Origin of the sequence: Paracidovorax sp. MALMAid1276 (assembly GCF_049198005.1) — a bacterium.
GTDB lineage: Bacteria > Pseudomonadota > Gammaproteobacteria > Burkholderiales > Burkholderiaceae_C > Acidovorax.
On sequence record NZ_JBMIRS010000220.1, the window covers coordinates 17,017 to 43,702 of the forward strand.

Sequence of the window (26,686 nt, forward strand, 5' to 3'; positions counted from 1 at the left end):
GGGTCTCCGAACGGGCTCGTCGAATGCGCCGCTACAGGTGCCGCGCAAACGGGTCCACCAGCGAGGCAATGGTCGCACCCGCAGGCTGGCCCGCGCCTGCGGGGCGCCAGGCGGGCTCGGGGGTGGCGGTCACGCGCTCGACCGGGATGGGCTGCATGATGCGGCCGTAGAGGCGGCGCACGCGCTCTTCCAGCGGCGGGTGCGCGTCCAGGCGGCGCTCCAGGCGGCCCACGCCTTCCACGTCCACCAGCAGCATGTGCTGCACCGAGGGGTGATTCAGCCCGGTGTGGCTGTGCTGCTCGTACCCCGGTGGCGTGCTCCGGCGCTGCCCCATCACCTTGCGCAGCACGCCGCCCAGGCCGTCACGGCTGCGCGTCCATTGCACGGCGCGGGCGTCGGCCAGGTGCTCGCGCTGGCGCGATACGGCGGCCTTGAGCAGCCGCCCCGTGAGCCAGCCCGCAAAGCCCGCCACCATGATGGCCGAGCCAAACCACCAGGCCAGGCCCCGGCGCTCGCGCACCGTGTCGCCAAAGTTGTAGACCAGCTCCAGGCCGAACACCATGCCGGCCAGACGCATCTTCAGGCGCGTGTCGCCCTCGTGGAGGTGGCTCAGCTCGTGGGCGACCAGGCCCTGCATTTCGTCGCGGTTCAGGTAGTCGAGCGCGCCCTGGGTGACGGCCACCACGGCGTCGCTTTCGTCCCAGCCGGCGGCAAAGGCGTTGATGGCATCGGTGCGGGGCAGGACCATCACCTGCGGGCGCGGCATGTGGGCGGCGATGCACAGCTCGTCCACGATGTTGGACAGCCGCTGCTCGGCGTGCGAGAGCGAGGGCCGCAACTCGCGCGCGCCCACGCGCTTGGCCAGCTTGACGCCGCCCGCGCGCAGGTTGGACGTCTCCACCCACCAGCCGCCCAGCACCAGCAGCAGCGACACACCCACGTTGGCGGCCAGGAACCCGGCCGGAAACGGCAGCCGCACCGGCAGCAGCACGGCCATGAGCCACCAGGCCACCACCAGCGCCAGGTGCACGGCCGCCACCAGCACCACCACCGAGATCGCAAAGCCCAGCAGCAGGCGGCGCGTCTCGCTGCGCGCGTCGGCCTGGTGGTCCCAAAATTTCATGGCGTCGTCTCTCTACCCGGACGAGCGGAATCGCTCACGCGGTCCGCCCTCAGGGAGAAAACCGCACCTGGGGCGCGGCGCGCTCTTCTTCGCTGCGCGTGGATTCGAGCATGGGCACGGTGGGAAAGCCCAGCAGGCGCGCCACGATGAGGTCGGGGAACTGCGCGGCCTGGTCGTTGAACTCCAGCGCCTGGTCGTTGTAGGCCTGGCGCGCAAAGCCCACGCGGTTCTCGGTGCTGGTCAGCTCTTCGGACAGCGACTGCATGGTGGCGTCGGCCTTGAGGTCCGGGTACGCCTCGGCCACCACCATCAGCCGGCCCAAAGCGCCGCCCAGTGCGCCTTCGGCCGCCGCCAGAGCGCCCAGCGCGTTGGCACTGGCAGGATCCGCCCGCGCAGCACCCGCAGCATTCACGGCCTGGCCCCGCGCCTTGATCACCGCTTCGAGCGTGGCGGCCTCGTGCGCGAGATAGCCCTTGGCCACCTCCACCAGGTTGGGAATCAGGTCGTGCCGCCGCTTGAGCTGCACGTCAATCTGGCCGAAGGCGTTGGCGATGCGGTTGCGCAACTGCACCAGCCGGTTGTAGACCGCAATGGCCCACACCAACACGCCCACGGCAAACCCCAGAACGATCCATGCGGTTGCAGACATGCCCTACCTCCTGTGTTGTTGGTTGAATCTGTGGATGAACGCATCTTAGCGAGGGGGCTCCGGCAGCAGGCCGATAGTTTTCTTCGCGCAGGGATTTAACCAAAAATACCGTTCCAGCGCTTTCTGAATAAGGCTTTGCAGCTATCTTTTTTAAAGCAATCTCTGGCCATACTCCGCCCGCTGCCTGCGAGGCGATGGCGCGCTGTCCGACGCCCGCCGCCGTGCGGGGGCGGCAATCTCAGGCCTTCCCCATCCACGCCCACGGAGCGGCCCCATGTTGCTGAAACGATTCTTCGATGCGTCCACCATGCACCAACGCCGGGCCCAGCGCTGCCTGGAAGACGCGCGCAGTGCCGCGCTGGAGCATGAAACCGCCGCCGAATACCACGCGGCCCTGGGCAAGATGTACCGCGACCGCGCGCTGCGGCTGGAGCGCGGGGTGTGCGCCACCGAGGAAGAAAACGATCTGGTGCAAGCCGGCAGCGCACCGCGCCGCAACGGTACGCACAGCGGCACGCACGGCGACACGCACGGCCCGGGCCTGCTGGCGCGGTTCGGGCTGGCCGCTGCAGGCTGACGGGCTGCAGGCCCCGCCCCGGGGCGCTCAGGCCCCCCGGTTGCGCATCCAGTCGGCCGTGCCCATGAAGCTCTGCTTCAGGCGCACGCGCAGCGCCTCGGGCACACCGGTTTCGCCCATCGCCTGGTCCATGCAGGCCACCCACTGGTCGCGCTCCTGGATGCCGATGGAAAACGGCATGTGCCGCATGCGCAGGCGCGGGTGGCCGAAGCGGCTTTGGTAGTGGTCGGGCCCGCCCAGCCAGCCGCACAGAAACCAGAACAGCTTTTGCCGGGCGCTGGCCAGGTCGCTGCCGTGCGCGGCGCGCAGCTCGGCGTAGGCGGGCTCCAGGTCCATCAGGTCATAAAAGCGCTCGACCAGCGCGTGCACGCGTTCCTCGCCGCCGATCCATTCAAAGGGGGGGGTGGCCCGGGCAGGGTGGGTGTGTTCGGGGTTCGAGGTTTCAGAATTCATGACAAAACGGGCTCCAGCGCTTATCCATCAGGCGCTGGCAGCTATCAATTTGAAAGCATCTACACACAACAAATCTCTGGCGCATCACTCCGCCGCGCGGCGCAATGTGTCCACCACGGGGCGCAGCAGCACCTCGCGCAGGCCCCACCAACCAGCCGCCAGGGCCAGCACGGCACCGGCCACCGCACCCGCCAGCGGCACCCAGGGCGATGCCGTCCAGGCAAAGTCGAACACATAGCGCGCCAGGCCCCAGCCCACGCCCACCGCCACCGCGCTGGCCAAAAAGCCTGCCAGCAGGCCGACGCCCACCAGCTCAGCCCGCTGCACCTGGCCCAGCAGGCGGGCCCGGGCGCCCACGGCGCGCATGATGGCGTATTCGCGCGCGCGCTCTTCGCGCGTGGCGGTGACGGCGGCAAACAGCACCACCAGGCCCGCCGCGAGGGTGAAGGCGAACAGAAATTCCACCGCGCGGATCACCTGCTCCAGCACCCGCTGCACCTGGGCAATGGTGGCGCCCATGTCCACGTTGGTGATGTTGGGGAATTGGCGCACCAGCGCGTTGTCGAAACCATTCACCTCGGGCGCGCGGTAGGCGGCCAGATAGGTCACGGGCACATCCTTCACCTCGGCCACGGGGTACATCACGAAGAAGTTGGCGCGCATGGAGCCCCAGTCCACCTTGCGCAGGCTGGTGATGCGTGCCTCGCTCTGCACACCGCCCATGTCGAACTGCAGGCGGTCGCCCATCTTCAGGCCCAGCGTTTCGGCAATGCCTTCCTCCACGCTGATGGCCCCTTCCTCGCCCGGCGTCCATGCGCCCGCCACCACCTGGTTGTGGGGCGGCGCCTCGCTGGCGTTCGACAGGTTGAACTCGCGGTCCACCAGGCGCTTGGCACGGTCGTCGGTGTAGTCGTCGGGGCCCACGGTGCGGCCGTTCACAGAGATCAGGCGGCCGCGAATCATGGGGTACCAGTCGTACTTGGCCACGCCGCTGTCCTTGAGCGTTTGCTGAAACGCCTCGGCCTGGTCGGGCATCACGTTGATGACGAAACGGTTGGGTGCGTCGGGCGGCGTGGCGTTTCGCCAGCTGCTGATGAGGTCGGTGCGCAGCAGCACCAGCAGCACCAGGGCCAGCAGGCCCACGGCCAGGCTGCTGACCTGCACCACGGCATAGGCGGGGCGCGCCGAGATTTGCCGCGTGGCCAGCACCAGCCAGCGCGGCGCGGTGGCCTCGTTCACGCTTTTGCGCAGCAGCTTCACCGCCACCCATGACAAACCTGCAAACAGCGCCACGGCCCCTGCAAAGCCGCCCACGGCGATGAGGCCCAGCTTCACGTCGCTGCTCACGGCCAGCAGCAGGGCCGCAAAGCCCGCGATGCCCACGCCCAGCACGGCCAGCGACACGGGCTTGAGGCCGCCCACATCGCGCCGGATGACGCGCAGCGGCGGCACCTGCGCCAGTTGCAGCACCGGCGGCAGGCCAAAGGCCAGCAGCAGCGTGAGCCCCATGCCCAGCCCGAACGCCACGGGCCACAGGCTGGCCGCGGGCAGGGAGGATTCGACCAGCCCCGCCAGCAGCAGCACAAACACGTAGTGCACCAAGTAGCCCAGCACCACGCCCAGGGTGCTGGCAAACAGGCCCACCAGCGCGAACTCGGTGGTGTAGGCGCCGGCAATGGTGCGCTGGCTTTGGCCCAGCACGCGCAGCATGGCCGAGGCGTCCAGGTGGTCGGCCGCAAAACCGCGCGCGGCCAGGGCCACGGCCACGGCGGAGAGCAGCGCGGCCAGCAGCGCCACGAGAGACAGGAATTTCTGCGCGCGGTCCAGCGTCTGGCGCATTTCGGGGCGGCCGCTCTCCAGCGATTCCAGGCGCACGCCGTGCACCTCGGGGTTTTTCAGCTCGGCCGTGGCCCAGGTGGTGAAGGCCTTCACGGCCGCTGCCGGGCCGACCACGGCAAAGCGGTAGGTGAGCCGGCTGGCCGGCTGCACCAGGCCCGTGGAAGGCAGGTCGGCCTCGTTCACCATGACACGGGGCGCAAAGCTCATGAAGCCCGCACCCCGGTCCGGCTCCAGCACGATGATGCGCGCGATGCGCAGCTGGGCGTCGCCCAGCAGCAGCAGGTCGCCCATGGCCAGGTTCAGCGATTCGAGCAGCGGCGCATCCACCCAGACTTCGCCCCGCTCGGGGATGTCGCGCGTGGGGGCATCCATCGCGCCCGGTGCGTCGGCCACCGTGAGGCTGCCGCGCAATGGGTAGCCGGGCGGCACGCTCTTGAGCGCCACCAGCTTGCTGGCGCCGCCCTGCGCGTCGCTGGCCCGGCCCATGGTGGGAAAGCCCAGCGTGGTCACCGTCTGCAGGCCCAGCTCCCGCGCCTTGCCCACAAACGACGCGGGCGTGGGGTTGTCGCTGGCCACCACGGCGTCACCGCCCAGCAACTGCAGCGCATCGCGCTGCAGCCCGCCCTGCAGCCGGTCTGCAAAGAAGCCCACCGAGGTGAGCGCGGCCACCGCCAGCGTCACCGCCACGATGAGCAGCCGCAGCTCGCCCGCCCGCAGGTCGCGCAGCAGCGTGCGCCAGCCAAGTCGTAGAAAGGACAGTGTCATGGCGCGGACCTTAGCGCAAAGTGAACGGGCGGGCGGCTTGTGGGGTGTTGCGGGGTGTGGGGGGCGATCGCAGGCGGCAGCCCGCGCAAGCTCAGGGCCGGGCCTCCATGGGCAAAGGCGTTGGCGCCGGTGCCTGTGCCTGTGCCGCCGCCGGTGTTCCGCCCTCCCCCGCTGCCAGGCGCTCCTCCAGCGCCTTCAGCACGGGCTCGATCTGCGGGCCCACGTGGATCTGCGGGTTCGAGAAACCATCGGACTTGCCCGCCTCCACCTCGCGCTGGGCGATCAGCGGCACGGCCTGGTCGAAGGCCTGCCTGAACGAATGGGTGCGCCTGAGCTGTTCATGGAATACGGCACGGCCAAAGAATGTGAGCTCGGAGCGCATGCCGCAGCCGTAGGACGTGTGGGTGGCGTCGGCGGCGGTCATGATCAGCGTGCTGTCGTTGGCCAGCGGCTCGATCCAGCCGCCCGAGTAGCAGGCCGACACCGCGATGACCCGGTGGCGGATGCCGGCTTCGTCCAGCGCGGCGCGCAGCATCTCGGGCGTGGCGGGCGGCACCTTCAGGGGCCAGTGCGAGGCCGCCAGCTCATGGTTGCGCGCGCCATGCGAGGTCATGTAGATCACCAGGATGTCGTTGTCGCGGTCCATGCGCTCGGCCAGGCCGGTGATGGCGCGCTGCAGATTCTGCGGCGTGGCCCAGGCGTGGGTGCCCGCTGTTTCCGCGTGGTTGAGCAGATGAATCACGCGGCCCGGGGCGTCAAAGCGCTCTTGCAGCACGCTGCTGACCATGGTGCTCTCGCGGCGGAACACCTCCTCGCCCGCGTAGGGCGCAAACACCAGGCCGTAGACGTTGGCCACGCCGGGTCGGCCAGGCGCCAGCGCCTGCAGCTGCTGGTCCAGCAGGGGCTGCTGGGCTTCGAAGACATCCTGCGACAACGACAGGCGCACGGGCTCCGGCGCGGGTTCCTCGCCGCGCTGGGCCGCCTGTGCACGCGCCGCCACGGCGTCGTATTCCCAGGGCCGGTCCTGAAACTGCCAGCTGCCCAGCGCGATCACCCCCACCAGCGCCGCCGCGTACACAGCGGTGCGCGGCCACGACCCGATGAAGCGCGCACTGACGGCGACGAGGGACGCGACCACCCACAGCGTGAGCACGCCATAGACCACCCAGAATGCCGTGCTCGCCGTGTCACCGCCCCAGAAGTCCGGCTGGCGCGCCACCCACGCCAGCAGGCCATACAGCACCATCGTCGGCACGAGTGGCGCCCAGCCACACAGCACGTACCAGGCGGCAACGCCTCCGGAGGGAGGGCTTGCGGGCAACGCGCCATGCACGCGCTGGCCATCGCGACCTTCGCTGTTGCTGTTGCTGTTGCTGTTGCTGTTGCTGCTGGCCGCTGGGGCCGCCCGCCGCGCCGCCTGCGCGGGCGCCATGGCCCACCAGCCGAACCACAGCAGCACCAGCCCGGTCCACAGCGGCGTGAGCCAGCCGCGCAGGTTGAACTGGGCGGGCCCGGCCACTTCCAGCCGCGCCATGCCCACGAGCAGCCCGGCCTGCAGCAGCACGAGCACGATGAACTGCCAGGGGGTGGGCGCACCGGCCCCGGTTCGGGGCTGAAGGAACAGGGTGGCGCGCAGGCCTTCGGCAATCCACCGGCCCAGGGGCAGCACCGGGGTCATGTGCTGGCCTCCACCGGCAACGGCCACGGGGGCGGCGGTGCGCGCATCACGCCAGGCTTCACCCTCAGCCGAAGCGGCTGACGCGGCTGATGCGGCAGAAGGGACCGAATGAACCGAATCTTCGAGCGGAACCTCGATCTCCGCGACCGGCTCCGGGCCCCATTGGCTGGGCAGCGTGTCGGCCCAGTCGTTCTTGTGCTTGGCGTTCTGGTCTTTCATGCGCGCATCATGCCACTGCGGCATGACGACGCTGCACGGGGATCGGGCGCGCGGAGCTGCGCTTCAGCAGGCTTCAGCGGGCCTCGGCGGATGGCGGCGCGAGGGGCGATGCCCCGACGGGCGCCGCTGCCAGCTCGGGCTGCAGCACCAGGCGGTCCACGCCGCTGTAGCAGACGAAGCGCCGGTTGGTCGCCCGCCCGATGGCGCACAGGCCCAGCTGCTGCGCCACCGCGTGGCCCATCTGCGTCATGCCGCTGCGCGACACCACGATGGGCACGCCCATCTGTGCGGACTTGATGACCATCTCGCTGGTGAGGCGGCCGGTGGTGTAGAACACCTTGTCCGCCCCGGGCATCGGCTCCGCCAGGGGTTCGGGTGCGGCCCTCGGCAAGTTGCCCGCTGGCCGGTGCGCATGCTCTTCATCGGGCCGGGTGTCGGCGCCAGCGCCCGGGCCGCTCATCCACATCCAGCCCGCGATGGTGTCGATGGCGTTGTGCCGCCCCACGTCTTCCACAAAGGTCAGCAGCGTTTCGCCCTGGAAAAGCGCGCAGCCATGCACCGACCCCGCAGACTTGTACGTGCTCTCCTTGAGGCGGATCGCGTTGACGATGCCATAGAGCTGGGCTTGGGTCAGGCGCGCCTGGGGCAGCACGATGCGGTCCACTTCGTCCATCAGGCCGCCAAACACGCTGCCCTGGCCGCAGCCAGTGGTCACCACCTTGCTCGCCGTGCGCTCCTCGATGCGTTCGATGCCGTGGCGGGTGCGCACGGCGGCGGCGTTGACCTCCCAGTCCACCGTGATCGACTCGATGTCGAACACCGAGTCCACCAGGCGCTGGTTGCGCAGGTAGCCCAGCACCAAGAGCTCGGGCTGCGCACCCAGGGTCATCAGCGTGACCAGCTCGCGCTTGTCCACATAGACGGTCAGTGGCCGTTCGGCCGGAATCTGCACCTGCTCGCGCTCGCCCCGCTCGTTCACCACCTCCACCGCCTGGGTCAGCGGAGCCTTCGCGTGGGTGAGGTGCGGCAGCGTGCGGCTGGGCTCAGCGGGCAGCGCTGCAGGGGGCGCCGGCGTTGGCTCGAGGACTTGAGAAGAAACCATGGGTGGATGGAAGGGGGCAAAGGCCGGGACGGACGCAGCCAGGCCGCAGGCACTTCAAGAAAAGGAAATGCCGCGCCACCCTGAGGATGGCGCGGCATGTCGGGCACCGCCGCCGCAGGCCCGCCCTGCCATCAGGACTTGGGTGCGGATGCGGCAGCGGCTGCCGGCATCGTGGTGTTGGGCGGGCTGCTGGCCGTGCCCGGTGGCGAATGCGCGCCCGCAGCCTCGATGGGCTTTTCGGCCGGCGGGGTGTACGAGAACGGGCCCGGGTCTGCGCAGGCGGCAGGCCCCACCGTGGCCGGCTTGGCCGCTGGGTGGTTCTTGCGGTAGTGGGCCGCCACGCGGTCTTGCGACTGGCAGAGCTTGTAGCTGTCGACCTTGCCCGCCCAGGCAGAACGGGCCGCGGCTTCTGCGGCCTTGGCGGCTGCTTCGGGCGAGGGGGCGGGCAGCTTGGCGGAGGCCAGGGTGCACAGCCCCGTGGCGCACAGGGCCAAAAGTGACGGACGGAAGAAGGAAGTGTTCATTCTCATGGTGTGTGCCTCATGCCTGAAGGGGCTTGCCCGCCGCGGGATCGCCTGCGGGTGCCGCCTGACCGCTGCGCTGGGCAGGAATCTTGCCGGACCGGATGTCGTCGTACCAGAGTTCGTGGTGCTCCTTGGCCCAGTCTTCGCTGACGTAGCCCGTGCGCATGGCCTTGTATGCCCCGCGCATGCCCACGGTGCCCATGTAGATGTGGCCGCAGATCAGCCCCATCATCCAGATCGCCAGCGTGGCATGGACCATGTGCGCAATCTGCATGTCGCTGCGCACGTCGCCAAAGCCTGGGATGAGCTTGTCCAGCACCAGACCCGAGAGCACGACAAAAACGCCGGGAATCGTGATGCCCCACCAGAACAGGCCCTTCTCGCCAGCGTTGAACCGGTGCGAAGGGACCTCGTGATGGCCCTTGCCCAGCATGCCGCCGCCCTTGAGCACCCACTGCACATCCGCCCGTGTGGGGAAGTTGTCCTTGATGAATGTGAGGATGATCACTAGCAGGGACACGGCGAACAGCGGGCCCATGAAGTTGTGCACGTTCTTGAGCGCATAGGTCAGCCATCCAAACAGCGTGGCACCCATGATCGGCAGCAAAAAGAATTTGCCGAACGCCATGACGATCCCGGAAATGGCCAGGGCCACGAAGGCGAAGGCGTTGGACCAGTGCGCGGCGCGCTCGAACGGCGTGAACCGCTCGATCCGGCGCGTGCCGACGGGATCGCCATGCTCCTTGCCCATGGGCCCCTTCACAAAATAGAAGATGACCAGGGCCAGCAGCACGATGGCAAAGAACGCCGCGCCGTACGGAATGATCCAGTGGTTGCGCACCTGCCGCCAGGCCTCGCCCGCATTGGTCACGCGGGAGCCCGGGTATTGCACAAAGGGCTGGATCAGGTTGCCGGCCTCGGGCGCCTGCGAGACGGGCAGGCTGCTGTAGCCCGTCACCCCCTGCCCCACCTGGCGCCACATGGGCGCGTTGTTGCCAGGCTGCACCTTCGCGCGCTCGGCATTGGTCTGCTGGGCGTATTGCGGATCGGCGCTGGCGTCCGGCTTCACCTGGAAGATGTTCTGGCTCTGGATGCCGCCGGGCGCCGCCATGGGCGCTGGCGTTGCTGGAGTTGCTGACGTTGGCGCCGGTGCGGGCGTTGCGGATTCAGCCTGGGCCGCCGGTGCGGCCGGGGCCTGCTGCGCCCACGCTGCGCCACCCGACGCCCCCGCCAACCCTGCGGCGAATGCCAAGGACCACACGATGTGTTTCATGGCGGACCTCACTTGGATTGGGTGCGGGTGTACTCGTTCTGGCCGTACTGCTGGCGCGTCTTCAGTTGGGCTTCCCAACTGGCCTTGTCGCCAGCTTTCCAGCCGGGCTCGGTGAAGTTGCTGCCCGTGCCTGCGTAAGGCACGGCGTCGCTGCGGATGCCCGCGCCGGTCTGTGGCTTTTCGCCACAGGCTGCAAGCGATGCCAGCGCCACTGCGGTGGCGACGATGAGATGGATACGCTGCATCATGACTTGGCTCCTGCAGGAGGCTGGCCTGCCTGTTGCGAACCGTAGGCCGTGCCCCAGCCCCACACTTCTGCGCCCTTGCCGCGCTGCACCACGCGGTTGCGGAAGATGTCGGCCACCACGTCGCCGTCGCCGGCCAGCAGCGCCTTGGTGGAACACATTTCGGCGCAGGCCGGCAGCTTGCCTTCAGCCAGGCGGTTGCGGCCGTATTTCTCGAACTCGGCCTGGCTGCCATGGGTCTCGGGCCCACCGGCGCAGAAGGTGCACTTGTCCATCTTTCCGCGCACGCCGAACGTGCCTTGCGACGGGAACTGGGGCGCGCCGAACGGGCAGGCGTAGCTGCAGTAGCCGCAGCCGATGCACACATCCTTGTCGTGCAGCACCACACCTTCTTCGGTGCGGTAGAAGCAGTTGACGGGGCATACCGCCATGCAGGGCGCGTCGCTGCAGTGCATGCAGGCCACCGAGATGGACTTCTCGCCGGGCACTCCGTCGTTGAGCGTGACCACGCGGCGGCGGTTCACGCCCCAGGGAACCTCATGCTCGTTCTTGCAGGCAGTGACGCAGCCGTTGCATTCGATGCAGCGCTCGGCGTCGCAGATGAATTTCATTCGTGCCATGTTGTGTCTCCTGTGGGGTGCGCGATCACGCACGCTCCACGTTGCAGATCGTGGTCTTGGTTTCTTGCATCATGGTCACGCTGTCGTAGCCATAGGTGGTGGCGGTGTTCACCGCTTCGCCACGCACGACCGGGGCTGCGCCCTTGGGGTAGTAGGCCAGCATGTCCTTGCCCTGCCAGTGGCCCGAGAAGTGGAACGGCATCCACACCGTGTCGGGCGCCACGCGCTCGGTCACGAGTGCCTGCACGTTGATGCGCGCACCGGTGGGCGAACTCAGCCACACGCGTTCACCATTGCGGATGCCCCTGTCGGCGGCCGTCTTGGGGTTGATCTCGACGAACGACTCCTGCTGCAGCTCGGCCAGCCAGGGGTTGGACCGGGTCTCCTCGCCGCCGCCCTCGTATTCGACCAGGCGGCCTGAGCTCATGATGAGCGGGTATTTCTCGTGGACCTTGTCCGCCAGGTTCTTTTCCTGCACGGTCTTGTACAGCGTGGGCAGACGCCAGAAGGCCTTTCGGTCGTCGTGCGTGGGGTACTTGGCCATGAGGTCCGGGCGTGTGCCGTACAACGGCTCGCGGTGCTGCGGAATCGGGTCCGGGAAGTTCCACACCACGGCACGCGCCTTGGCGTTGCCGAATGGATGGCAGCCATGCTTGAGGGCCACGCGGATGATGGCGCCCGTGGGGTCGGTCTTCCAGTTCTTGCCTTCGGCCTTGGCCTTCTCGGCATCCGACAGGTCGTCCCACCAGCCCAGCTTTTTCAGCAGCACGTGGTCGAACTCGGGGTAGCCCGTGGTGATCTCGGCGCCCACCGAGTGCGAGCCATCTTCCGCCAGCAGGTTGACGCCATCCCTTTCCACACCGAAATTGGCGCGGAAGTTGCCGCCGCCTTCCATGACGTGTTTGGAGGTGTCGTACAGGTTGGGCGAACCCGGGTGTTTGAGCTCGGGTGTGCCGAAGCAGGGCCAGGGCAGGCCGAAGTAGTCGCCACCGAAGTCGTAGCCGGTTTCCTTGTCCTTGCCGCCCTTCGATTTGAGCGTCTTCACATCGAACAGGTGCATGTTCCGCATGTGGGCCTTCAGGCGTTCGGGGCTCTGGCCGGTGTAGCCGATGGTCCACACCGACTTGTTGATCTCGCGCAGGATGTCCTCGACCACGGGCTCGTCCATGCCCTTGACCTTCTGCATCTTGAAGTTCTTGGACAGTTCGGCGGCAAACCCCAGCTTCTCGGCGAGCTGGTGCATGATCATGTGGTCGGAGCGGCTCTCCCACAGCGGCTCGATCACCTTCTCGCGCCACTGGATGGAGCGGTTGGAGGCCGTGCACGAACCGCTGGTCTCGAACTGCGTGGCAGCGGGCAGCAGGTACACCGCGCGGTTGGGGTTCAGGTCTTCGGCCTTGCCGGGCATGGCGGCCATGGCAGCCGTGGCCGAGGGATACGGGTCCACCACCACCAGCAGGTCGAGCTTGTCCATGGCCCGCTTCATCTCGAGGCCACGGGTCTGCGAGTTGGGTGCGTGGCCCCAGAAGAACACGCCGCGCAGGTTGGGGTCCTGGTCGATGAGCTCGTTGCTTTCAAGCACGCCGTCGATCCAGCGCGACACCGTGATACCGCTCTTGGTCATCATCGCGGGCGACGCGTACTGTTTCTTGATCCACTCGAAATCCACGCCCCACACGGCCGCGAAGTGCTTCCAGGAGCCTTCGGCAAGGCCGTAGTAGCCGGGCAGCGAGTCCGGGTTGGGGCCCACGTCGGTGGCGCCCTGCACGTTGTCGTGTCCACGGAAGATGTTGGTGCCGCCGCCCGTCTTGCCCACATTGCCCAGCGCGAGCTGCAAGATGCACGAAGCGCGCACCATGGCGTTGCCGATGGTGTGCTGCGTCTGGCCCATGCACCACACGATTGTCGCGGGCTTGGCCTCGGCCATCATCTTGGCGACCTTGAACATCTGGTCTTCCTTGACGCCACAGGCCTCCTCGACCTTGTCCGGCGTCCACTTGGCCAGCACGTCCTGGCGCACCTTCTCCATGCCATAGACGCGGTCGTTGATGTATTTCTTGTCTTCCCAGCCGTTCTGGAAGATGTGGTACAGCAGCCCGAACAGGAAGGGGATGTCGGTGCCCGAGCGGATGCGCACATATTCGTCGGCCTTGGCCGCCGTGCGGGTGAAGCGCGGGTCGACCACGACCATCTTGCAGCCGGTTTCCTTGGCGTGCAGCATGTGCAGCATGCTCACCGGGTGCGCCTCGGCCGCGTTGGAACCAATGTACAGGGCGAGCTTGCTGTTCTGCATGTCGTTGTACGAATTGGTCATCGCACCGTAGCCCCAGGTGTTGGCCACGCCGGCCACCGTGGTGGAGTGGCAGATCCGTGCCTGGTGGTCGCAGTTGTTGGTGCCCCAGAAGCTCACGAACTTGCGCAGCAGGTAGGCCTGCTCGTTGTTGTGCTTGGACGAACCCACGAAGTACACGCTGTCCGGGCCGCTGGCCTGGCGCAGTTCCTTCATCTTGGCGGTGATTTCATTCAGCGCGGTGTCCCAGCTGATGCGCTCGTACTTGCCGTTGACGAGCTTCATGGGATAGCGCAGACGGTATTCGCCATGGCCGTGCTCACGCAGCGCGGCGCCCTTGGCGCAGTGGGCACCCAGGTTGATGGGCGAGTCGAACACGGGCTCCTGGCGCACCCACACGCCGTTCTCGACGATGGCGTCCACCGCACAACCCACCGAGCAGTGCGTGCAGATGGTGCGGCGCACTTCGATCTTGCTGTTGCCGATGGCGACCTTGCCGCCCTCGGCCGCGTTGGACTTCTTGACGAGCGCCAGCTGCGACGCGGCGATGCCCACGCCCACACCCAGCCCCGAACGGCGCAGGAAGGAGCGGCGGTCCATGGTGGGCAGCGCCTGCGAGAGGCCACGGCGCAGGCTGTGAACGAAGGGAGAGGCGGACGCCGACGCGTCCTGGCCCGTATGGGAAGACTTTTTGGTTAGCAACATGGCGCGCCCCGTCAGAGTTGGGTGGTCTTGTAGTACTGCTTCACATGGGCAGACAGGTGGTACCCGCCGCCTTTTTCCGGCGCGACACGCGCAGGCTCGGCCACCACCGGATCTGAGGGAACGACATGGGGGAGGGCCACGACGGCTGCTGCTGCAGCCCCTACGGTGGCGGCGCCGGAAAAGAAGCTCCGACGAGAGGAGTTGGGCTGGCGGTTCTGCATGTTGTCTCCAGAATGGCTGGCAGCTATGAAAAGGTATTCATACAGTCTATGACAGTGTGTAAAACACTGCAATGGAGCTTTACACCCCCTACTAACCCACTCGCCTTTTGCGAGCACCCACCGAACAGCCGTGGCCGCCCGCGCGGGCATGCGCCGGTCGCAACGCAGCGCAGAAACACCCCCACGCCGCCGCCCTCCAGAGAGCAGCAGCCAGCGTCAATCCAGCATGTCAAAGCCCTGCGCTTCCACCTCCACGAAGGAGCGCGTGAACCGCGCGAGCGCAGCATAAAAGCGTGCCTGCGGATGGGCCGCCAAGACATCGCACAGCGGGGGCACCCAAGGCTGCACATGCGTTGCAAAAAAGTCGTGCTGCGACGTGAGATTGCACACCGCCACATCGTCTCCCGCGATGAGGTAGCGCATCACCTCGCAGACATAGGCCATGTGGTCTTCGGTTTCCGACATGGCCTCGTCGCGCGCGAGGCCCAGGCGGTCCAGGTCGGCGCGCAGGCGGGCCAGAGGCTTTTCGTTGAGAAAGCCGCTCAGGTAGTGCGAACCGTAAAGAAACACCTCGGGCTTGCCCACGCCGCCGAACAGGCGGTCGAACTCTCGCGCGATGTCGGCGTCGCCTTGCGCGCGGGCCGCCCCCACCAGTTGCTGCCACGGCTCTTGCAGAAAGCCGCCATCGGCCGGCGCCTCGGTCACGGCCACACGCAGGGCCGACAGCAGTTCTGCGCCCGGCGCCGCGTAATACAGCTGCGAGAGCAGGCCATACAGCTCGGCCCGGGCGGTTTCCTCGTCCAGCGCCGAACTGCTGCCCAGCGGCATCAAAGAAGCAGAGGTTTCGCTCACAGGTCGGTCACTTTCGTTTCGTTTTGGGCGGAGTACAGGTCGATCACCCGGCAGTCGCTGCACATCTTCAGACGCTCCAGTGCCTCGCCCTGGAACATGGCATGGCCCGACAACTTACCTAGCATGGCCTCGATGGCCTTCACGGTGCCAAAGGGTTTGCTGCAGCGCACACAGGCCCAGGGCTTGGCTTCGTTCAGCACGCGCAGCTGGGCGCGCTCGGGCGCCAGCAGCAGGCGCGGCTGCAGCGTGATGGCGTCTTCCGGGCAGGTGGTGGCGCACAGGCCGCACTGCACGCAGTTCTTTTCAATGAAGCGCAGTTGCGGCAGCTGAGGGTTGTCCTGCAGCGCGCTGGCGGGGCAGGCGCTCACGCAGCTCAGGCACAGCGTGCAGCGGTCCTTGTTGACCTCGATGGTGCCCAGCGGCGAGCCTGCGGCGGGCAAGGCAATGGCTACGGGCCGTTCAGCGACAGGCAGCGGGGCCTGCTCGATGAGGTGATCGAGCGCCATCTCCAGCGTGCTGCGCTTTTCCTGCGCCACCGCGAAGCGGGCGGCCACCGCCGGAGTGGCCTGCCGTGTCTGGCCCAGCGACTGCAGCGCGGCATCGAGTGCGGCGGGGTCTGCGGCGCGCAGCAGCTGCAAGTGGGTGCCGGTGTAGCCCAGGCCGCGCAGGATGGCCTGGGCGACATCCATCTGCGCCTGCAGCCCTTCCAGATACTGCGGGGCTTCTTCATCGGTGCACAGCACCACGACCTGGGAGGCTCCGTAGGCAATGGCACTGAGCCACAGGTCAACACCCGTGCTGGCCGTGTGCCACAGCGCGGTCGGGATCACATGGGCAGGCACGCCATGGGCGCGCTTCAGTTGTGCGGCGCGGCCCAGCGCCTCCACCAGCGCCTGGCCGCCTTCCTGGCTGTGCAGCAGCAGCACGGCGTCCTTGCCGCCGGCGGCGGCATAGGTGGACAGCAGGGTTTTGAATTTGGCCCCCTGGTCGGTCGCGCTCGGGTAGGCATAGGCCAGCGCGCCCGTGGGGCACGCGGTGGTGCACGCGCCGCAGCCCACGCACAGGTTGGGGTTCACCACGATCCGCTGGCGGCTCTTGTCGCTGCTCACCGCCTCGGCCGAGCAGATGTCCACGCAGGCGTTGCAGCCCACGGTGTTGTTGCGGCTGTGGGCGCAGAGCTTTTGCTTGTAGACAAAGAACTTGGGCTTCTCGAACTCGCCCACCAGCTCGCGCAGCTTCAGCAGCGTGGCCAGGTCTTGCCCGTCCCAGCGCAGATAACCCTGCGGCGGCGCATGCTGTGCAAACGTGGGCGTGGCCGTGGGAGCGCGCAGGTCCAGCACCAGATCGAAGCGCTCGGTCTGCGCCGTCGCATCGCGGGTGAAGTCGATGGCGCCGGCGACCTGGCACACCTTCACGCAGGCACGGTGCGACTGGCAGGCCGCGAGATCGATCTGGTAATCGAGGCCAATCGCGTTTTCGGGGCAGGCCGCCACACAGGCGTTGCAGCGGGTGCACAGGTCAAGATCGATGGGATTGTCGGCCGACCACTGCAGCTCGAACGCACCCAGCCAGCCGGTAAGACCGGTGATGCGCCCGCCCAGCACCGGATAGCGCCTGGCCTGCGCGCCACCGGCCTGGCCGGGGCCCTGGGTGAACAGCGTCACATCGAGCACATCGGATACCAGGGCCGCAGCCTGCTCGGCCCGGTCCAGCGGGCCGATGATGAGCAGGCGGCCGGTGCTTTTGTAGGTGACGGTGGGCACCGGCTCGGGCTCGGGCAGGTGCGCAGCCGCCAGCAGCGCGGCGATCTTGGGGCCGGCCTTGGCGGCATCGCGGCTCCAGCCACCGGTCTCGCGGATGTTCACGAAGCGGATGGGCGAGACCGCGCCCTCGGTCTGCCGGCCCAGGTCGGCAAACAGGCGCTGCTCTTGCGTGCAGGCCACCACCACGTCCTGCCCGGACTGGATGGCTTTCTGAAAGGCCCCTGCGTCTCGGCGGCACAGGGTGGAATGCAGGGTCAGGTCTTCATGCAGTGCCTCGCCCAGCGCCTGGGCGTTGAGGGGCATCGTCTGGTTGCAATCGCAAATGAGCGTCGTGGTCATCGTGTGGCTGGCTGGCTGGCGCAACGGCCCCATCCTGAACGGAAAGGGCGGCCCGCGCGGGCTCGCTGTTGGGAACGCTAGGAACAGCGTTGCATACCCCCGACTGTGCCACGTCTGCGGCGCCGCTGGCCTCCGCATCATCCCGAGGCTGAGCGTCGCCCGGGGCTATTGCCCCGCCGCCCTCGGCCGCACCGTCGGCCGCACTCTCGTCCGGCCCCTGCGCCCGGCCCGGCGCCGCCTTCTTTTCGTGGTCGAAGAAGCCCATCGCATGGGCGCTGGCCATCTTGCGCAGCATGCCTGCGGGCAGCGGGTCTGGCTGCGTGTAGTCGTCGATGTAGATGTCGAGCCCGTCCATGACATTGAAATGCGGGTCGGCAAACAGCTTCTTCATTGCCAGGTTGCGCACCTCGGGCGACACGGCGCGGGACACAAAGGGCTTGAAGTCGGACGCCGGGGTGAGTGCTTCGGCGTCGGCCAGCGTGGGCGGGGGCGGCTCTGGCACGGCCGCCGGGGCCGGCGCGGGGTTCGCGGACGCAGCGGCGGGTTTGGGATCCTGCACGGCGGCCGGTGCAGCCGATGCCGCCGGGGGCTGCGCGTGGATGGGCGTTGGCGCCGGCGGCTCCTGTACGGGTTTTCCCTCGCGCACATCCTGTTTGCGGCGCGACCAGCGGCCGAGGAATCCATCAGCCATGGCCGAGCCCTCCACCCCTGCCGCCACGCACCTTGTCGGTGGACACCGACGCCGGGTTGCCGAAGCGGTCCGTCAGCGACTGGAAACTGTCCGGCCGCTTGCGGCGCTTGGGCTCGGGCTGGTAGTGCTCGGCCACAAAGGCACGCAGCGCGTCGAGCACCTCGGGCGCCGCAGGCACCTGTTCCACAGACTCCTGCGCATCCAGCCAGCGGCCGGCGTCGTGATAGCTCAGGCTCACGGCCACCGGGCGGGCCAGCGGGATCTCGCCCGTGCCGGGGTCTTCATCGCGGCGCCACATCACAAACCAGCACGGCGCGGGCGAGGTGAGGTTGAGGTGGTAGCCCTCGGCGTCGTCGCGGAACAGCTCCACCCGAAAGCCCGGGAACAGCCAGCGCTGCTCGCGCTCGTCCTGGATCAGCGGGCGCGGCTCGGTGCCGAAGGCGGGCTCGTGCAGCACCACCTCGGCCAGCGACCAGCGCCAGGGCTGCCAGCGGTTGTCGATGTGCTCGCAGCGCATGATCACGGCAACGTCGGTGTAGGGGCGCGGGGCAGTCATGGGCGCTGACTGTACCCCCGGTGCAGCAGCCCGGGCCGCGCGCCCCACAAAGCCCCTCTGGACCGCGTCAGCTTGCAGCGCCTTCCAGCACCTCCACCGCCACCGCGCAGTACTTGAACTCGGGGATCTTGCCGAACGGGTCCAGCGCCGCGTTGGTCAGCAGGTTGGCCGCCGCCTCCACATACGCAAAGGGCATGAACACCGTGCCAGGCGGCGTGCCGTCGTCGCGGCGCACGCGCACCTGCAGCATGCCGCGGCGTGATCGGACGCCCACCAGCGCGCCCGGGGCCACGCCCAGCCGCGCCAGCTCGTCACCATGCAGCGACGCGGTGGCCATGGGCTCGATGGCGTCCAGCACCGTGCTGCGCCGCGTCATGCTGCCGGTGTGCCAGTGCTCCAGCTGGCGGCCGGTGATGAGCACCAGGGGGTAGTCGGCATCGGGCTTTTCGGCCGCCGGGATCACGCTGGCGGGCACCAGCCGGAGGCGACCCGTGGGTGTGGGGAACTGGTCCTTGAACACGATGGGCTGGCCCGGGTCGTCGGCCGCCAGGCACGGGTAAGTCACGCTGGACTCGCGCGCAAGGCGCTCCCAGGTGATGCCCGCGATGCTCGCATGCATGGCCTGGCGCATTTCGTCGTAGACAGCGGCCACGCCGGATTCTTCGCCCTCGTAGCTCCAGCCCAGACCCATGCGCGCGGCCATCTGCTGAATGATCCACAGATCGGGCCGCGCATCACCCGGCGGGTTCAGCGCGCGGCGGCCCATCTGCACCATGCGGTCGGTGTTGCTGGCCGTGCCGGTCTTCTCGGGCCAGGCACTGGCGGGCAGCACCACGTCAGCCAGCCAGGCGGTTTCGGTCAAAAAGATGTCCTGCACCACCAGGTGTTGCAGGCTGGCCAGCGCGTGGCGCGCATGGTTCAGGTCGGGGTCGCTCATGGCGGGGTTCTCGCCCATGATGTACATGCCACGCACCTTGTGCGGGTCGCTGTCCGGCGCCAGGGCCTTGTGCATGATTTCGACGACCGTGTAGCCAGGTGCCTCGTCCAGCGTGGTGCCCCAGAAATCCTCGAACCAGGCGTGCGCGCCCGCGTTGTCCACGCGCTGGTAGTTGGGGAACATCATGGGGATCAGGCCCGCGTCGCTCGCGCCCTGCACGTTGTTCTGGCCGCGCAGCGGGTGCAGGCCCGAGCCGGGCTTGCCAATCTGGCCGGTGACGGCGCACAGCGCAATCAGGCAGCGCGCGTTGTCGGTGCCGTGCACATGCTGGCTCACGCCCATGCCCCACAAGATCATCGCGCTCTTCGCCTGCGCAAACGCCCGCGCCACCTCGCGCAGCGCCTCGGCCGGGATGCCGCACACCGGCGCCATGGCCTCGGGGCTGCAGCCCATCACATTGGCCTTGAGCGCCTCGAAATCGGTGGTGCGCTCCTGGATGAAAGCCTCATCCACCAGGCCCTCGTCGATCACCGTGTGGATCAGCGCATTGAGCATGGCCACGTCGGTGTCGGCCTTGAACTGCAGGGTGCGCCAGGCATGGCGGCCAATGTCGGTCACGCGCGGGTCGGCCAGCACGATTCTTGCCCCGCGCTGCGCCGCGTTCTTCATCCAGGTCGCTGCCACCGGGTGGTTGGCCGTGGGGTTGGAGCCGATCACGAAGATCAGCTCGGCATGCTCCACGTCGTTCACCGGGTTGCTCACCGCGCCCGAGCCCACCCCTTCGAGCAGCGCGGCCACGCTGGAGGCGTGGCACAGCCGGGTGCAATGGTCCACGTTGTTGCTGCCAAAGCCGGTGCGCACCAGCTTCTGGAACAGGTAGGCCTCTTCATTGCTGCCCTTGGCCGATCCAAAGCCCGCGAGCGCCTTGCGGCCGTGCGTGTCGCGCAGGTGCTTGAGCGTGCCCGCCGCCAGATCCAGCGCCTCGTCCCAGGTCGCTTCGCGGAAGGTGTCGCGCCAGTCGGCACCGTAAGGACGCACCTCCTTGGGCACGCCGGGCTTGCGGATCAGCGGCACCGTGAGGCGGTCCGGGTGGTGGGCGTAATCAAAACCAAAGCGCCCTTTCACGCACAGGCGGCCCTGGTTGGCCGGGCCGTCGCGGCCTTCCACACTGATGATCTTTTCATCGCGCACGTTGTAGGTGATGAGGCAGCCCACGCCGCAGAAGGGGCAGACCGAATCGACTTGGCGGTCCACCTTTTGCGAGCCGATGTGGGTCTTGGGGCTGAGCGCGCCCGTGGGGCAGGCCTGCACGCATTCGCCGCAGGCCACGCAGGTGCTCTCGGCCATGGGGTCGTCCAGGTCGAACACGATCTTGCTGTGCGCCCCGCGCAGCGCGTAGCCGATCACGTCGTTCACCTGCTCTTCGCGGCAGGCGCGCACGCAGCGGTTGCACTGGATGCACGCGTCGAGGTTCACGGCCATCGCCGGGTGGCTCAGGTCGGGCGCGGGCTGCTCGCGGCGCAGGGCCTTCAATGCGGGGCGCACGCTCACCCCCAGGCGGTCGGCCCAGGCGCTCAGCTCGCCGTGTTGGCCCGGTGTGTCAGGATTTTTAGAGTCAAAACAGCCTTCAGCGCTTACTGGATAAGCGCCATCAGCTATTAATTCATGAGCAAAAGGCGACGCATCGTTCCACTGGTAGCCCCCGTCCGGCATGTCGGACAGCAGCATCTCCAACACCATGTTCTGGCTCTTGCGCGCGCGCGCGCTCGCCGCCTGCACCTTCATGCCTTCGGTCGGTGCGCGGCAGCAGCTGGGCGCCAGCGTGCGCTCGCCTTCGATCTCCACCACGCAGGCGCGGCAGTTGCCGTCGGGCCGCAGGGCGTCGCTGTGGCACAGGCGCGGAATCTGCACGCCGTGGCGCTGCGCGGCCTGCAGGATGGTTTCGCCGGGCCGGGCCGTGACGGCCTGGCCGTCCAGCTCGAACGATGTGCAAGGGGGGGTGGTGCTGTTGCTCATGCCTGCACCTCGTGCGGGAAGTACTGCTGGATGCAGCGAATCGGGTTGGGCGCCGCCTGCCCCAGGCCGCAGATGGACGCGTCGCCCATCACCTGCGCCAGGTCGTCCAGCAGGTCGGTGTCCCACTGCGGTGCTTCCATCAGGGCCGCCGCCTTGGCCGTGCCCACGCGACAAGGGGTGCACTGGCCGCAGCTTTCGTGTTCAAAGAATCGCATCACGTTGAGAGCAGCGTCGCGCGCACGGTCATGCTGGCTGAGCACGATCACGGCGGCCGAGCCGATGAAGCAGCCATAGGGCTGCAGGGTGTCGAAGTCGAGCGGAACGTGGTTGAGACTGGCGGGCAGGATGCCGCCCGAGGCGCCGCCGGGCAGGTAGGCATACAGCTCGTGGCCGTCCAGCAGGCCGCCGCAGTATTCGTCGATGAGTTCCTGCACGGTGATGCCCGCCGGCGCCAGCTTCACGCCCGGGCGCTTCACGCGGCCGCTGACGCTGAAACTGCGCAGCCCCTTGCGGCCGTGGCGGCCAAAGCCGGCAAACCACTGCGGGCCGCGCTCCACGATGTCGCGCACCCAGTACAGGGTCTCGAAGTTGTGCTCCAGCGTGGGCCGCCCGAACAGGCCCACCTGCGCGATGTAGGGCGGGCGCATGCGGGGCTCGCCGCGCTTGCCTTCGATGCTCTCGATCATGGCCGACTCTTCGCCGCAGATGTAGGCCCCCGCGCCGCGGCGCAGCTCGATGTGGGGCAAGGGGCAGGGCGGCTGGGCGCGCAGCTCGTCGATGGCCTTTTGCAGCAGCGCGCGGCAACCGTGGTATTCGTCGCGCAGGTAGATGTAGATGGCCTCAGTGCCCACCACCTGGGCGGCGATGAGCACGCCTTCGAGAAAACGGTGCGGGTCGCGTTCCAGATAAGTGCGGTCCTTGAAGGTGCCGGGCTCACCTTCGTCGATGTTGACGGCCATCAGGCGTGGCGCGAGCTGATCCCGCACGATGCGCCACTTGCGCCCCGCCGGGAAGCCCGCGCCACCCAGGCCGCGCAGGCCCGAGTCCTCCATGGCCGCGAGCACCGCCTCGGCGTCCATCTCGCCGTTGACCAGCGCGGCAGCCGTCTGGTAGCCGCCATGGGCACGGTAGGTAGCCAGGTCGGTGTGGGCGGGGCTGACTTCGCCGGGCGGCGTGGGGATGCTTTTCTCCGCCAGCGCCGCAACATCAAAATTGATAGCTACCAGCGCTTGTGAGTGGCGCGCAAGAGCCCTTTTTGGCTTGGATTCCACCACCTCCAGCACGGAATCGACCGTGGCGTGTGGCACCGGGCACTGGTGCACCACGGCCACGGGGGCCTGCTCGCAGCGGCCCACGCAGGGCACGGGCACCACCTGCACTTCGCCGTGGCCGGCCGTACGCAGGCGCTCAGGCAGCGCAGCCAGCAGCTCGCGCGCACCCGCCAGGCTGCAGCTCAGGCTGTCGCACACGCGCAGCACCAGGCGCGGGGCCACAGCATCCTCGCCGCGCACGATGTTGAAGTGGTGATAGAAGCTCGCCACCTCGTACACCTCGGCCATCGGCAGGTTCATCTGCCGGGCCAGCGCCACCAGGTGCCGGTCGTGCAGCACGCCAAAGTGGTCGTTCAGGCGGTGCAGATATTCAATGAGCAGGTCACGCCGATACCCATCGGCTGGGCGCGGGCCCAGCAGCTGCGCCACCTCGGCCATGGCCGCGTCTTCGGGCTGGCGGCCCTTCAGGCGGCTTTTGCGGCGGATGCGCTCGCGCAGGTCGTTGACCGACACGGCAGCGACAACGGTGGCGGAGGAGGCTTCGGGGGCAAGGTGCATGGACCGGGGGCGCGGGGGCGTTGTGGTGTATGAAGGCGCCTGCAAAGGCCAGGCGCGCCGCCGCAGTGTCGGCCAGCGACTCCTGCGGCGTCAAATTGCCGATGCACATGGTGCGATCACAAAAACAAATGAAACGGCGCGATGTGCGCAGGCCTGCAAATCACCTGTCGCCGCCTCGGCGGAGGGCGGTCGGGGGTCAGTGCGCGGCCAGCAACCCGCTGTGCGCGGCGGCATGCTGCAGCCACCCCGGGTCTTGTGCCAGCGCCAGCGCCGCATCCAGCGCGCGCGTGGGCTGCACCTGGCGGTGCGACATGAAGCCGATGGGCGTGGTCAGCACCGGGCCGGTCAGCGGCAGCGCCTCCAACCCGTCGTGCCCGCGCACGGCGTCGACCAGCGCGCCCGGCAGCACGCTGCACACATCGCCTGCCACCACGCTCAGCGCCAGGGTCAGCACCGAGTCCGTCTCCATGGCCGGGCGCACCGTGGCGCCGGCGCTGCGAAACGCGCCATCCACCAGGCTGCGGTTGTGCATCTCGGGGGTGAGCAGGCACAGCGGCAGCTTTGCCGCATCGGCCCAGGCCAGGGGCGGGCCGATCTGCAGGCCGCGCGCGGCGCTCTGGCGGGCCGCCGCAGGCGCGCGGCGCAGCAGAAAGTAATGCTCCACATACTGCGGCCAGGCCTTGAGCGGCCCGCCGCGCGCGGGCATGCGTTCGGTGTAGCCCAGGGCCAGGTCCAGCGCAATGCTCTCCAGCCCCGCCTCCAGCGCCTGTGAACTCATCGACAGCGCCACCGGCACGATGCCCGGGTACCGCGCCTGCAGCTGCGCCGCAAACCGCGCCAGGATGGGCATGGCCGTGGGCACCGCGCCGAGACGCAGCGTGCCGCGCGGGTGGGCGGCGTCGCTTCGCAAGTCCTGCTGCAGCACCTGGTGCTCGTGCAGCATGCGCTGGGCCGTGGCCAGCACCCGCTCGCCCTCGGGCGTGAAGCCCTCAAAACTGCGGCCCCGGCGCACCACCACCACGCCAAATTCACCCTCCAGCGCCCGCAGCGCGTTGGACAGCGCAGGCTGCGTGATATGGCAGGCCGCCGCCGCCCGCCCAAAGTGCCGGTGCTCGTGCAACGCCACCAGGTAGCGCAGGGAGGCGAGCAGGTTCATGGGGTCAGGCGCCGCTCGGTGGCGATGGCCCGTCGCCCGTCAGCTCACGCTCGATCTGCTCGATGCTGGGCAGGCTGGTCTGCAATTCGGCAGGCAGGGATTCGAGCAGCTTGTATTCGGCAACGCCCATGGGTTGGGATTTGTCGCCCAAGGCGTACTCGGCCACCACCTTGTTTTTGGTCTTGCACAGCAACAGGCCAATGGTGGGGTTATCGTGCTCGCTCTTGATCTGGCGATCTACGGCGGTGAGGTAGAAGCCCAGTTGGCCCAGGTGTTCGGGCTTGAACTTGCCGGCCTTGAGTTCGATCACGACGTAGCAGCGAAGTTTGAGGTGATAGAACAGCAGGTCGATGAAGAATTCGTCTCCCCCCACGTCCAGCAGCACCTGCCGACCTACGAAGGCGAAACCCGCACCCAGCTCCAGCAGGAATTCCGTGACGTGCTTGACCAGAGCGCCTTCGATTTCGCGCTCGTGCGCCTCGTCAGACAGACCCAGAAAGTCGAAACGGTAAGGGTCTTTCAATGACTCCCGAGCCAAGTCCGACTGCGGCTGTGGCAAGCGGGTCTCGAAATTGGTGACCGCCTTGCCGCTGCGCTCCAGCCGCCGGGTTTCTATGTGGATGTTCAACACATTGCGCGACCAGCCGTGCGCGATGGCGCTTTGTGCATAGGCCAGCCGCAGCTCGGGGTCCTTCAGCTGAGTCAGCAGCACCAGGTTGTGGCCCCAGGGCAATTGTCCAACAGCCTGTTGGACAATTGCCGCATCCGGCCAAGCCTGCGCAAACGCGCGCATGTACATGAGGTTGGCGCGGGAAAAGCCCTTCATCGCGGGAAAGGCCGCCCGCAAATCCTGCGCCAGCCGGTCAATCACCTTCGCGCCCCAGCCTTGCTCAGCCTGGCGCTGCAGGATGTCGCGGCCGATCTGCCAGTACAGCAGCACCAGCTCACGGTTCACCGCCAGCGTGGCCCGCTGCTGCGCGGTGTGGATGCGACCCTTCAGGTCGGCCAGCCAGTCGGCATAGCCATTGGGCGGGTCCATCAGGCCGACAGGTTGCTCGCTCATGGCTGCATTTTTCACAGTTTTTTGGCGCCCAACGCTTATCCATCAAGCGAATGCAGCTATTGATTCAATAGCATCTCAAGTATTTTTGCTGATGGAGATCGTGGGGAACTTGCTCGAGAAATCCTTGGCCTGCTGGGCAATCTTCACCGCCACGTCGCGCGCCACCTTCTTGTAGATGGCGGCGACTTCGCCGTCCGGGTCGGCCACCACGGTGGGCTTGCCGCTGTCGGCCTGCAGGCGGATGCTCATGTTCAGCGGCAGCGCGCCCAGGTAGTCCATGCCATAGTCGGCCGCCATCTTCTTGCCGCCATCGGCGCCAAAGATGTGTTCCACATGGCCGCAATTGCTGCACACGTGCGCCGCCATGTTCTCGACGATGCCCAGGATGGGCACGCCCACCTTCTCGAACATCTTGATGCCCTTCTTGGCGTCGAGCAGGGCGATGTCCTGCGGGGTGGTGACGATGACGGCGCCGGTCATGGGCACGCGCTGGCTCAGGGTGAGCTGGATGTCGCCGGTGCCGGGCGGCATGTCGATGATGAGGTAGTCCAGGTCCTTCCAGTTGGTCTGGCGCAGCAGCTGCTCCAGCGCCTGCGTGGCCATGGGGCCGCGCCAGATCATGGCTTCGTCCTGGTCCACCAGAAAGCCGATGGACATGACCTGCACGCCGTAGTTTTCGAGCGGCTCCATGGTCTTGCCGTCCTCGCTCTCGGGGCGGCGACTGATGCCCAGCATCATGGGCTGGCTGGGGCCGTAGATGTCGGCGTCGAGCACGCCCACGCTGGCGCCCTCGGCGGCCAGCGCCAGCGCGAGGTTGGCGGCCGTGGTGCTTTTGCCCACGCCGCCCTTGCCCGAAGCCACGGCGATGATGTTCTTGACCTGGGGCAGCAGCTGCACGCCGCGCTGCACGGCGTGCGCAATCACCTTGGTGGTGATGTTGACCGACACGTTGCCGACCCCGGCCACGCCCTTGGCCGCAGCCACGAGGCTGCGGCGCAGCTCGGGCACGAGGCTCTTGGCGGGGTAGCCCAGCTCCACGTCAAAGGCCACATCGCCGCCGCTGATCTGCAGATTGCGCAGGGCACGTGCGCTCACGAAATCCTTGCCCGTGTGCGGGTCTTTCACACCGGCCAACGCGGCCAGCAGGTCTTGTTCGGTGACAGCCATTCCATTCACTCCTGTGGGGCCGGTAGTCTATTCG

The 26,686-nt window shown here is 67.9% G+C and carries 22 protein-coding genes; 1 reads left to right on the top strand and 21 read right to left on the bottom strand.

Going from position 1 to position 26,686, the window contains the following annotated elements; translation table 11 throughout:
* Positions 1–31 precede the first annotated feature (31 nt).
* On the bottom strand, positions 32–1,123 hold the full coding sequence (locus ACOQFS_RS18185) for a M48 family metalloprotease (protein WP_421564236.1): 1,092 nt from the start codon (positions 1,121–1,123) through the stop codon (positions 32–34).
* 49 nt (positions 1,124–1,172) lie between these two features.
* Complete coding sequence (locus tag ACOQFS_RS18190; RefSeq protein WP_421564237.1) at positions 1,173–1,772, bottom strand: LemA family protein; 600 nt, start codon at positions 1,770–1,772, stop codon at positions 1,173–1,175.
* Positions 1,773–2,046: 274 nt separating this feature from the next.
* On the opposite strand from ACOQFS_RS18190, the gene ACOQFS_RS18195 reads away from it, so the two are divergent.
* A complete protein-coding gene (locus ACOQFS_RS18195) occupies positions 2,047–2,349 on the top strand; it encodes a hypothetical protein (protein WP_421564238.1) in 303 nt (100 codons plus the stop codon).
* A 27-nt stretch (positions 2,350–2,376) separates the two neighbouring features.
* Here the strand turns inward: ACOQFS_RS18195 and ACOQFS_RS18200 are convergent, their stop codons facing one another.
* The 19 genes from ACOQFS_RS18200 to apbC all read right to left on the bottom strand — a co-directional run bounded on the left by ACOQFS_RS18200 (position 2,377) and on the right by apbC (position 26,652).
* Positions 2,377–2,802, bottom strand: coding sequence for a group II truncated hemoglobin (locus tag ACOQFS_RS18200; RefSeq protein WP_421564239.1), 426 nt, complete (start codon positions 2,800–2,802; stop codon positions 2,377–2,379).
* A gap of 84 nt (positions 2,803–2,886) precedes the next feature.
* Complete coding sequence (locus ACOQFS_RS18205; protein WP_421564240.1) at positions 2,887–5,406, bottom strand: ABC transporter permease; 2,520 nt, start codon at positions 5,404–5,406, stop codon at positions 2,887–2,889.
* A gap of 91 nt (positions 5,407–5,497) precedes the next feature.
* Positions 5,498–7,303 (bottom strand): C13 family peptidase, encoded by a 1,806-nt coding sequence (locus ACOQFS_RS18210; RefSeq protein ID WP_421564241.1) that lies wholly within the window; start codon positions 7,301–7,303, stop codon positions 5,498–5,500.
* Positions 7,304–7,376: 73 nt separating this feature from the next.
* Positions 7,377–8,405 (bottom strand): formate dehydrogenase accessory sulfurtransferase FdhD, encoded by a 1,029-nt coding sequence (locus ACOQFS_RS18215; protein WP_421564242.1) that lies wholly within the window; start codon positions 8,403–8,405, stop codon positions 7,377–7,379.
* Positions 8,406–8,536: 131 nt separating this feature from the next.
* Positions 8,537–8,935 carry a hypothetical protein gene (locus tag ACOQFS_RS18220; RefSeq protein ID WP_421564243.1) on the bottom strand — a complete coding sequence of 133 codons (399 nt, stop codon included), beginning with the start codon at positions 8,933–8,935 and terminating at the stop codon, positions 8,537–8,539.
* 10 nt (positions 8,936–8,945) lie between these two features.
* Complete coding sequence (locus ACOQFS_RS18225; protein ID WP_421564244.1) at positions 8,946–10,202, bottom strand: formate dehydrogenase subunit gamma; 1,257 nt, start codon at positions 10,200–10,202, stop codon at positions 8,946–8,948.
* 8 nt (positions 10,203–10,210) lie between these two features.
* Positions 10,211–10,450, bottom strand: a complete 240-nt coding sequence (locus tag ACOQFS_RS18230) for a hypothetical protein (protein ID WP_421564245.1) — start codon at positions 10,448–10,450, stop codon at positions 10,211–10,213.
* Positions 10,447–11,067, bottom strand: a complete 621-nt coding sequence (fdh3B, locus tag ACOQFS_RS18235) for a formate dehydrogenase FDH3 subunit beta (protein ID WP_421564246.1) — start codon at positions 11,065–11,067, stop codon at positions 10,447–10,449. Before fdh3B ends, ACOQFS_RS18230 begins: the two co-directional genes overlap by 4 nt.
* A 25-nt stretch (positions 11,068–11,092) precedes the next feature.
* Positions 11,093–14,062, bottom strand: coding sequence for a formate dehydrogenase subunit alpha (locus ACOQFS_RS18240; protein ID WP_421564247.1), 2,970 nt, complete (start codon positions 14,060–14,062; stop codon positions 11,093–11,095).
* An 11-nt stretch (positions 14,063–14,073) separates the two neighbouring features.
* Entirely contained in the window at positions 14,074–14,283 is a 210-nt protein-coding gene (locus ACOQFS_RS18245; RefSeq protein ID WP_421564248.1) for a formate dehydrogenase, read from the bottom strand.
* A gap of 216 nt (positions 14,284–14,499) precedes the next feature.
* Entirely contained in the window at positions 14,500–15,135 is a 636-nt protein-coding gene (locus tag ACOQFS_RS18250; RefSeq protein WP_421564249.1) for a TorD/DmsD family molecular chaperone, read from the bottom strand.
* The gene (locus ACOQFS_RS18255) at positions 15,132–17,201 is read right to left on the bottom strand and encodes a 4Fe-4S binding protein (RefSeq protein ID WP_421564250.1); all 2,070 of its coding nucleotides are present in this window, start codon (positions 17,199–17,201) and stop codon (positions 15,132–15,134) included. The genes ACOQFS_RS18250 and ACOQFS_RS18255 overlap by 4 nt, the downstream gene beginning before the upstream one ends.
* Entirely contained in the window at positions 17,161–17,928 is a 768-nt protein-coding gene (locus ACOQFS_RS18260) for a DUF3306 domain-containing protein (RefSeq protein WP_421564251.1), read from the bottom strand. The genes ACOQFS_RS18255 and ACOQFS_RS18260 overlap by 41 nt, the downstream gene beginning before the upstream one ends.
* Positions 17,921–18,484: a DUF3305 domain-containing protein gene (locus ACOQFS_RS18265; RefSeq protein WP_421564252.1), complete on the bottom strand. Its 564-nt coding sequence runs from the start codon at positions 18,482–18,484 to the stop codon at positions 17,921–17,923. The genes ACOQFS_RS18260 and ACOQFS_RS18265 overlap by 8 nt, the downstream gene beginning before the upstream one ends.
* A gap of 67 nt (positions 18,485–18,551) precedes the next feature.
* On the bottom strand, positions 18,552–21,437 hold the full coding sequence (gene fdhF / locus ACOQFS_RS18270) for a formate dehydrogenase subunit alpha (protein ID WP_421564253.1): 2,886 nt from the start codon (positions 21,435–21,437) through the stop codon (positions 18,552–18,554).
* On the bottom strand, positions 21,434–23,266 hold the full coding sequence (locus ACOQFS_RS18275) for an NAD(P)H-dependent oxidoreductase subunit E (RefSeq protein ID WP_421564254.1): 1,833 nt from the start codon (positions 23,264–23,266) through the stop codon (positions 21,434–21,436). Before ACOQFS_RS18275 ends, fdhF begins: the two co-directional genes overlap by 4 nt.
* A gap of 196 nt (positions 23,267–23,462) precedes the next feature.
* Positions 23,463–24,422 (bottom strand): LysR substrate-binding domain-containing protein, encoded by a 960-nt coding sequence (locus ACOQFS_RS18280; RefSeq protein WP_421564255.1) that lies wholly within the window; start codon positions 24,420–24,422, stop codon positions 23,463–23,465.
* Positions 24,423–24,426: 4 nt separating this feature from the next.
* Positions 24,427–25,485 (bottom strand): PDDEXK nuclease domain-containing protein, encoded by a 1,059-nt coding sequence (locus ACOQFS_RS18285; RefSeq protein ID WP_421564256.1) that lies wholly within the window; start codon positions 25,483–25,485, stop codon positions 24,427–24,429.
* Between the two features lie 75 nt (positions 25,486–25,560).
* Positions 25,561–26,652: an iron-sulfur cluster carrier protein ApbC gene (gene apbC / locus ACOQFS_RS18290; protein ID WP_421564257.1), complete on the bottom strand. Its 1,092-nt coding sequence runs from the start codon at positions 26,650–26,652 to the stop codon at positions 25,561–25,563.
* Positions 26,653–26,686: the final 34 nt, after the last annotated feature.

Bases quoted from the DNA above. Each gene is read 5' to 3' on its own strand.
- ACOQFS_RS18185 (WP_421564236.1), bottom strand. From the start codon at position 1,123: ATGAAATTTTGGGACCACCAGGCCGACGCGCGCAGCGAGACGCGCCGC.
- ACOQFS_RS18190 (WP_421564237.1), bottom strand. From the start codon at position 1,772: ATGTCTGCAACCGCATGGATCGTTCTGGGGTTTGCCGTGGGCGTGTTG.
- ACOQFS_RS18195 (WP_421564238.1), top strand. From the start codon at position 2,047: ATGTTGCTGAAACGATTCTTCGATGCGTCCACCATGCACCAACGCCGG.
- ACOQFS_RS18200 (WP_421564239.1), bottom strand. From the start codon at position 2,802: ATGAATTCTGAAACCTCGAACCCCGAACACACCCACCCTGCCCGGGCC.
- ACOQFS_RS18205 (WP_421564240.1), bottom strand. From the start codon at position 5,406: ATGACACTGTCCTTTCTACGACTTGGCTGGCGCACGCTGCTGCGCGAC.
- ACOQFS_RS18210 (WP_421564241.1), bottom strand. From the start codon at position 7,303: ATGAAAGACCAGAACGCCAAGCACAAGAACGACTGGGCCGACACGCTG.
- ACOQFS_RS18215 (WP_421564242.1), bottom strand. From the start codon at position 8,405: ATGGTTTCTTCTCAAGTCCTCGAGCCAACGCCGGCGCCCCCTGCAGCG.
- ACOQFS_RS18220 (WP_421564243.1), bottom strand. From the start codon at position 8,935: ATGAGAATGAACACTTCCTTCTTCCGTCCGTCACTTTTGGCCCTGTGC.
- ACOQFS_RS18225 (WP_421564244.1), bottom strand. From the start codon at position 10,202: ATGAAACACATCGTGTGGTCCTTGGCATTCGCCGCAGGGTTGGCGGGG.
- ACOQFS_RS18230 (WP_421564245.1), bottom strand. From the start codon at position 10,450: ATGATGCAGCGTATCCATCTCATCGTCGCCACCGCAGTGGCGCTGGCA.
- fdh3B (WP_421564246.1), bottom strand. From the start codon at position 11,067: ATGGCACGAATGAAATTCATCTGCGACGCCGAGCGCTGCATCGAATGC.
- ACOQFS_RS18240 (WP_421564247.1), bottom strand. From the start codon at position 14,062: ATGTTGCTAACCAAAAAGTCTTCCCATACGGGCCAGGACGCGTCGGCG.
- ACOQFS_RS18245 (WP_421564248.1), bottom strand. From the start codon at position 14,283: ATGCAGAACCGCCAGCCCAACTCCTCTCGTCGGAGCTTCTTTTCCGGC.
- ACOQFS_RS18255 (WP_421564250.1), bottom strand. From the start codon at position 17,201: ATGCCCCTCAACGCCCAGGCGCTGGGCGAGGCACTGCATGAAGACCTG.
- ACOQFS_RS18260 (WP_421564251.1), bottom strand. From the start codon at position 17,928: ATGGCTGATGGATTCCTCGGCCGCTGGTCGCGCCGCAAACAGGATGTG.
- ACOQFS_RS18265 (WP_421564252.1), bottom strand. From the start codon at position 18,484: ATGACTGCCCCGCGCCCCTACACCGACGTTGCCGTGATCATGCGCTGC.
- fdhF (WP_421564253.1), bottom strand. From the start codon at position 21,437: ATGAGCAACAGCACCACCCCCCCTTGCACATCGTTCGAGCTGGACGGC.
- ACOQFS_RS18275 (WP_421564254.1), bottom strand. From the start codon at position 23,266: ATGCACCTTGCCCCCGAAGCCTCCTCCGCCACCGTTGTCGCTGCCGTG.
- ACOQFS_RS18280 (WP_421564255.1), bottom strand. From the start codon at position 24,422: ATGAACCTGCTCGCCTCCCTGCGCTACCTGGTGGCGTTGCACGAGCAC.
- ACOQFS_RS18285 (WP_421564256.1), bottom strand. From the start codon at position 25,485: ATGAGCGAGCAACCTGTCGGCCTGATGGACCCGCCCAATGGCTATGCC.
- apbC (WP_421564257.1), bottom strand. From the start codon at position 26,652: ATGGCTGTCACCGAACAAGACCTGCTGGCCGCGTTGGCCGGTGTGAAA.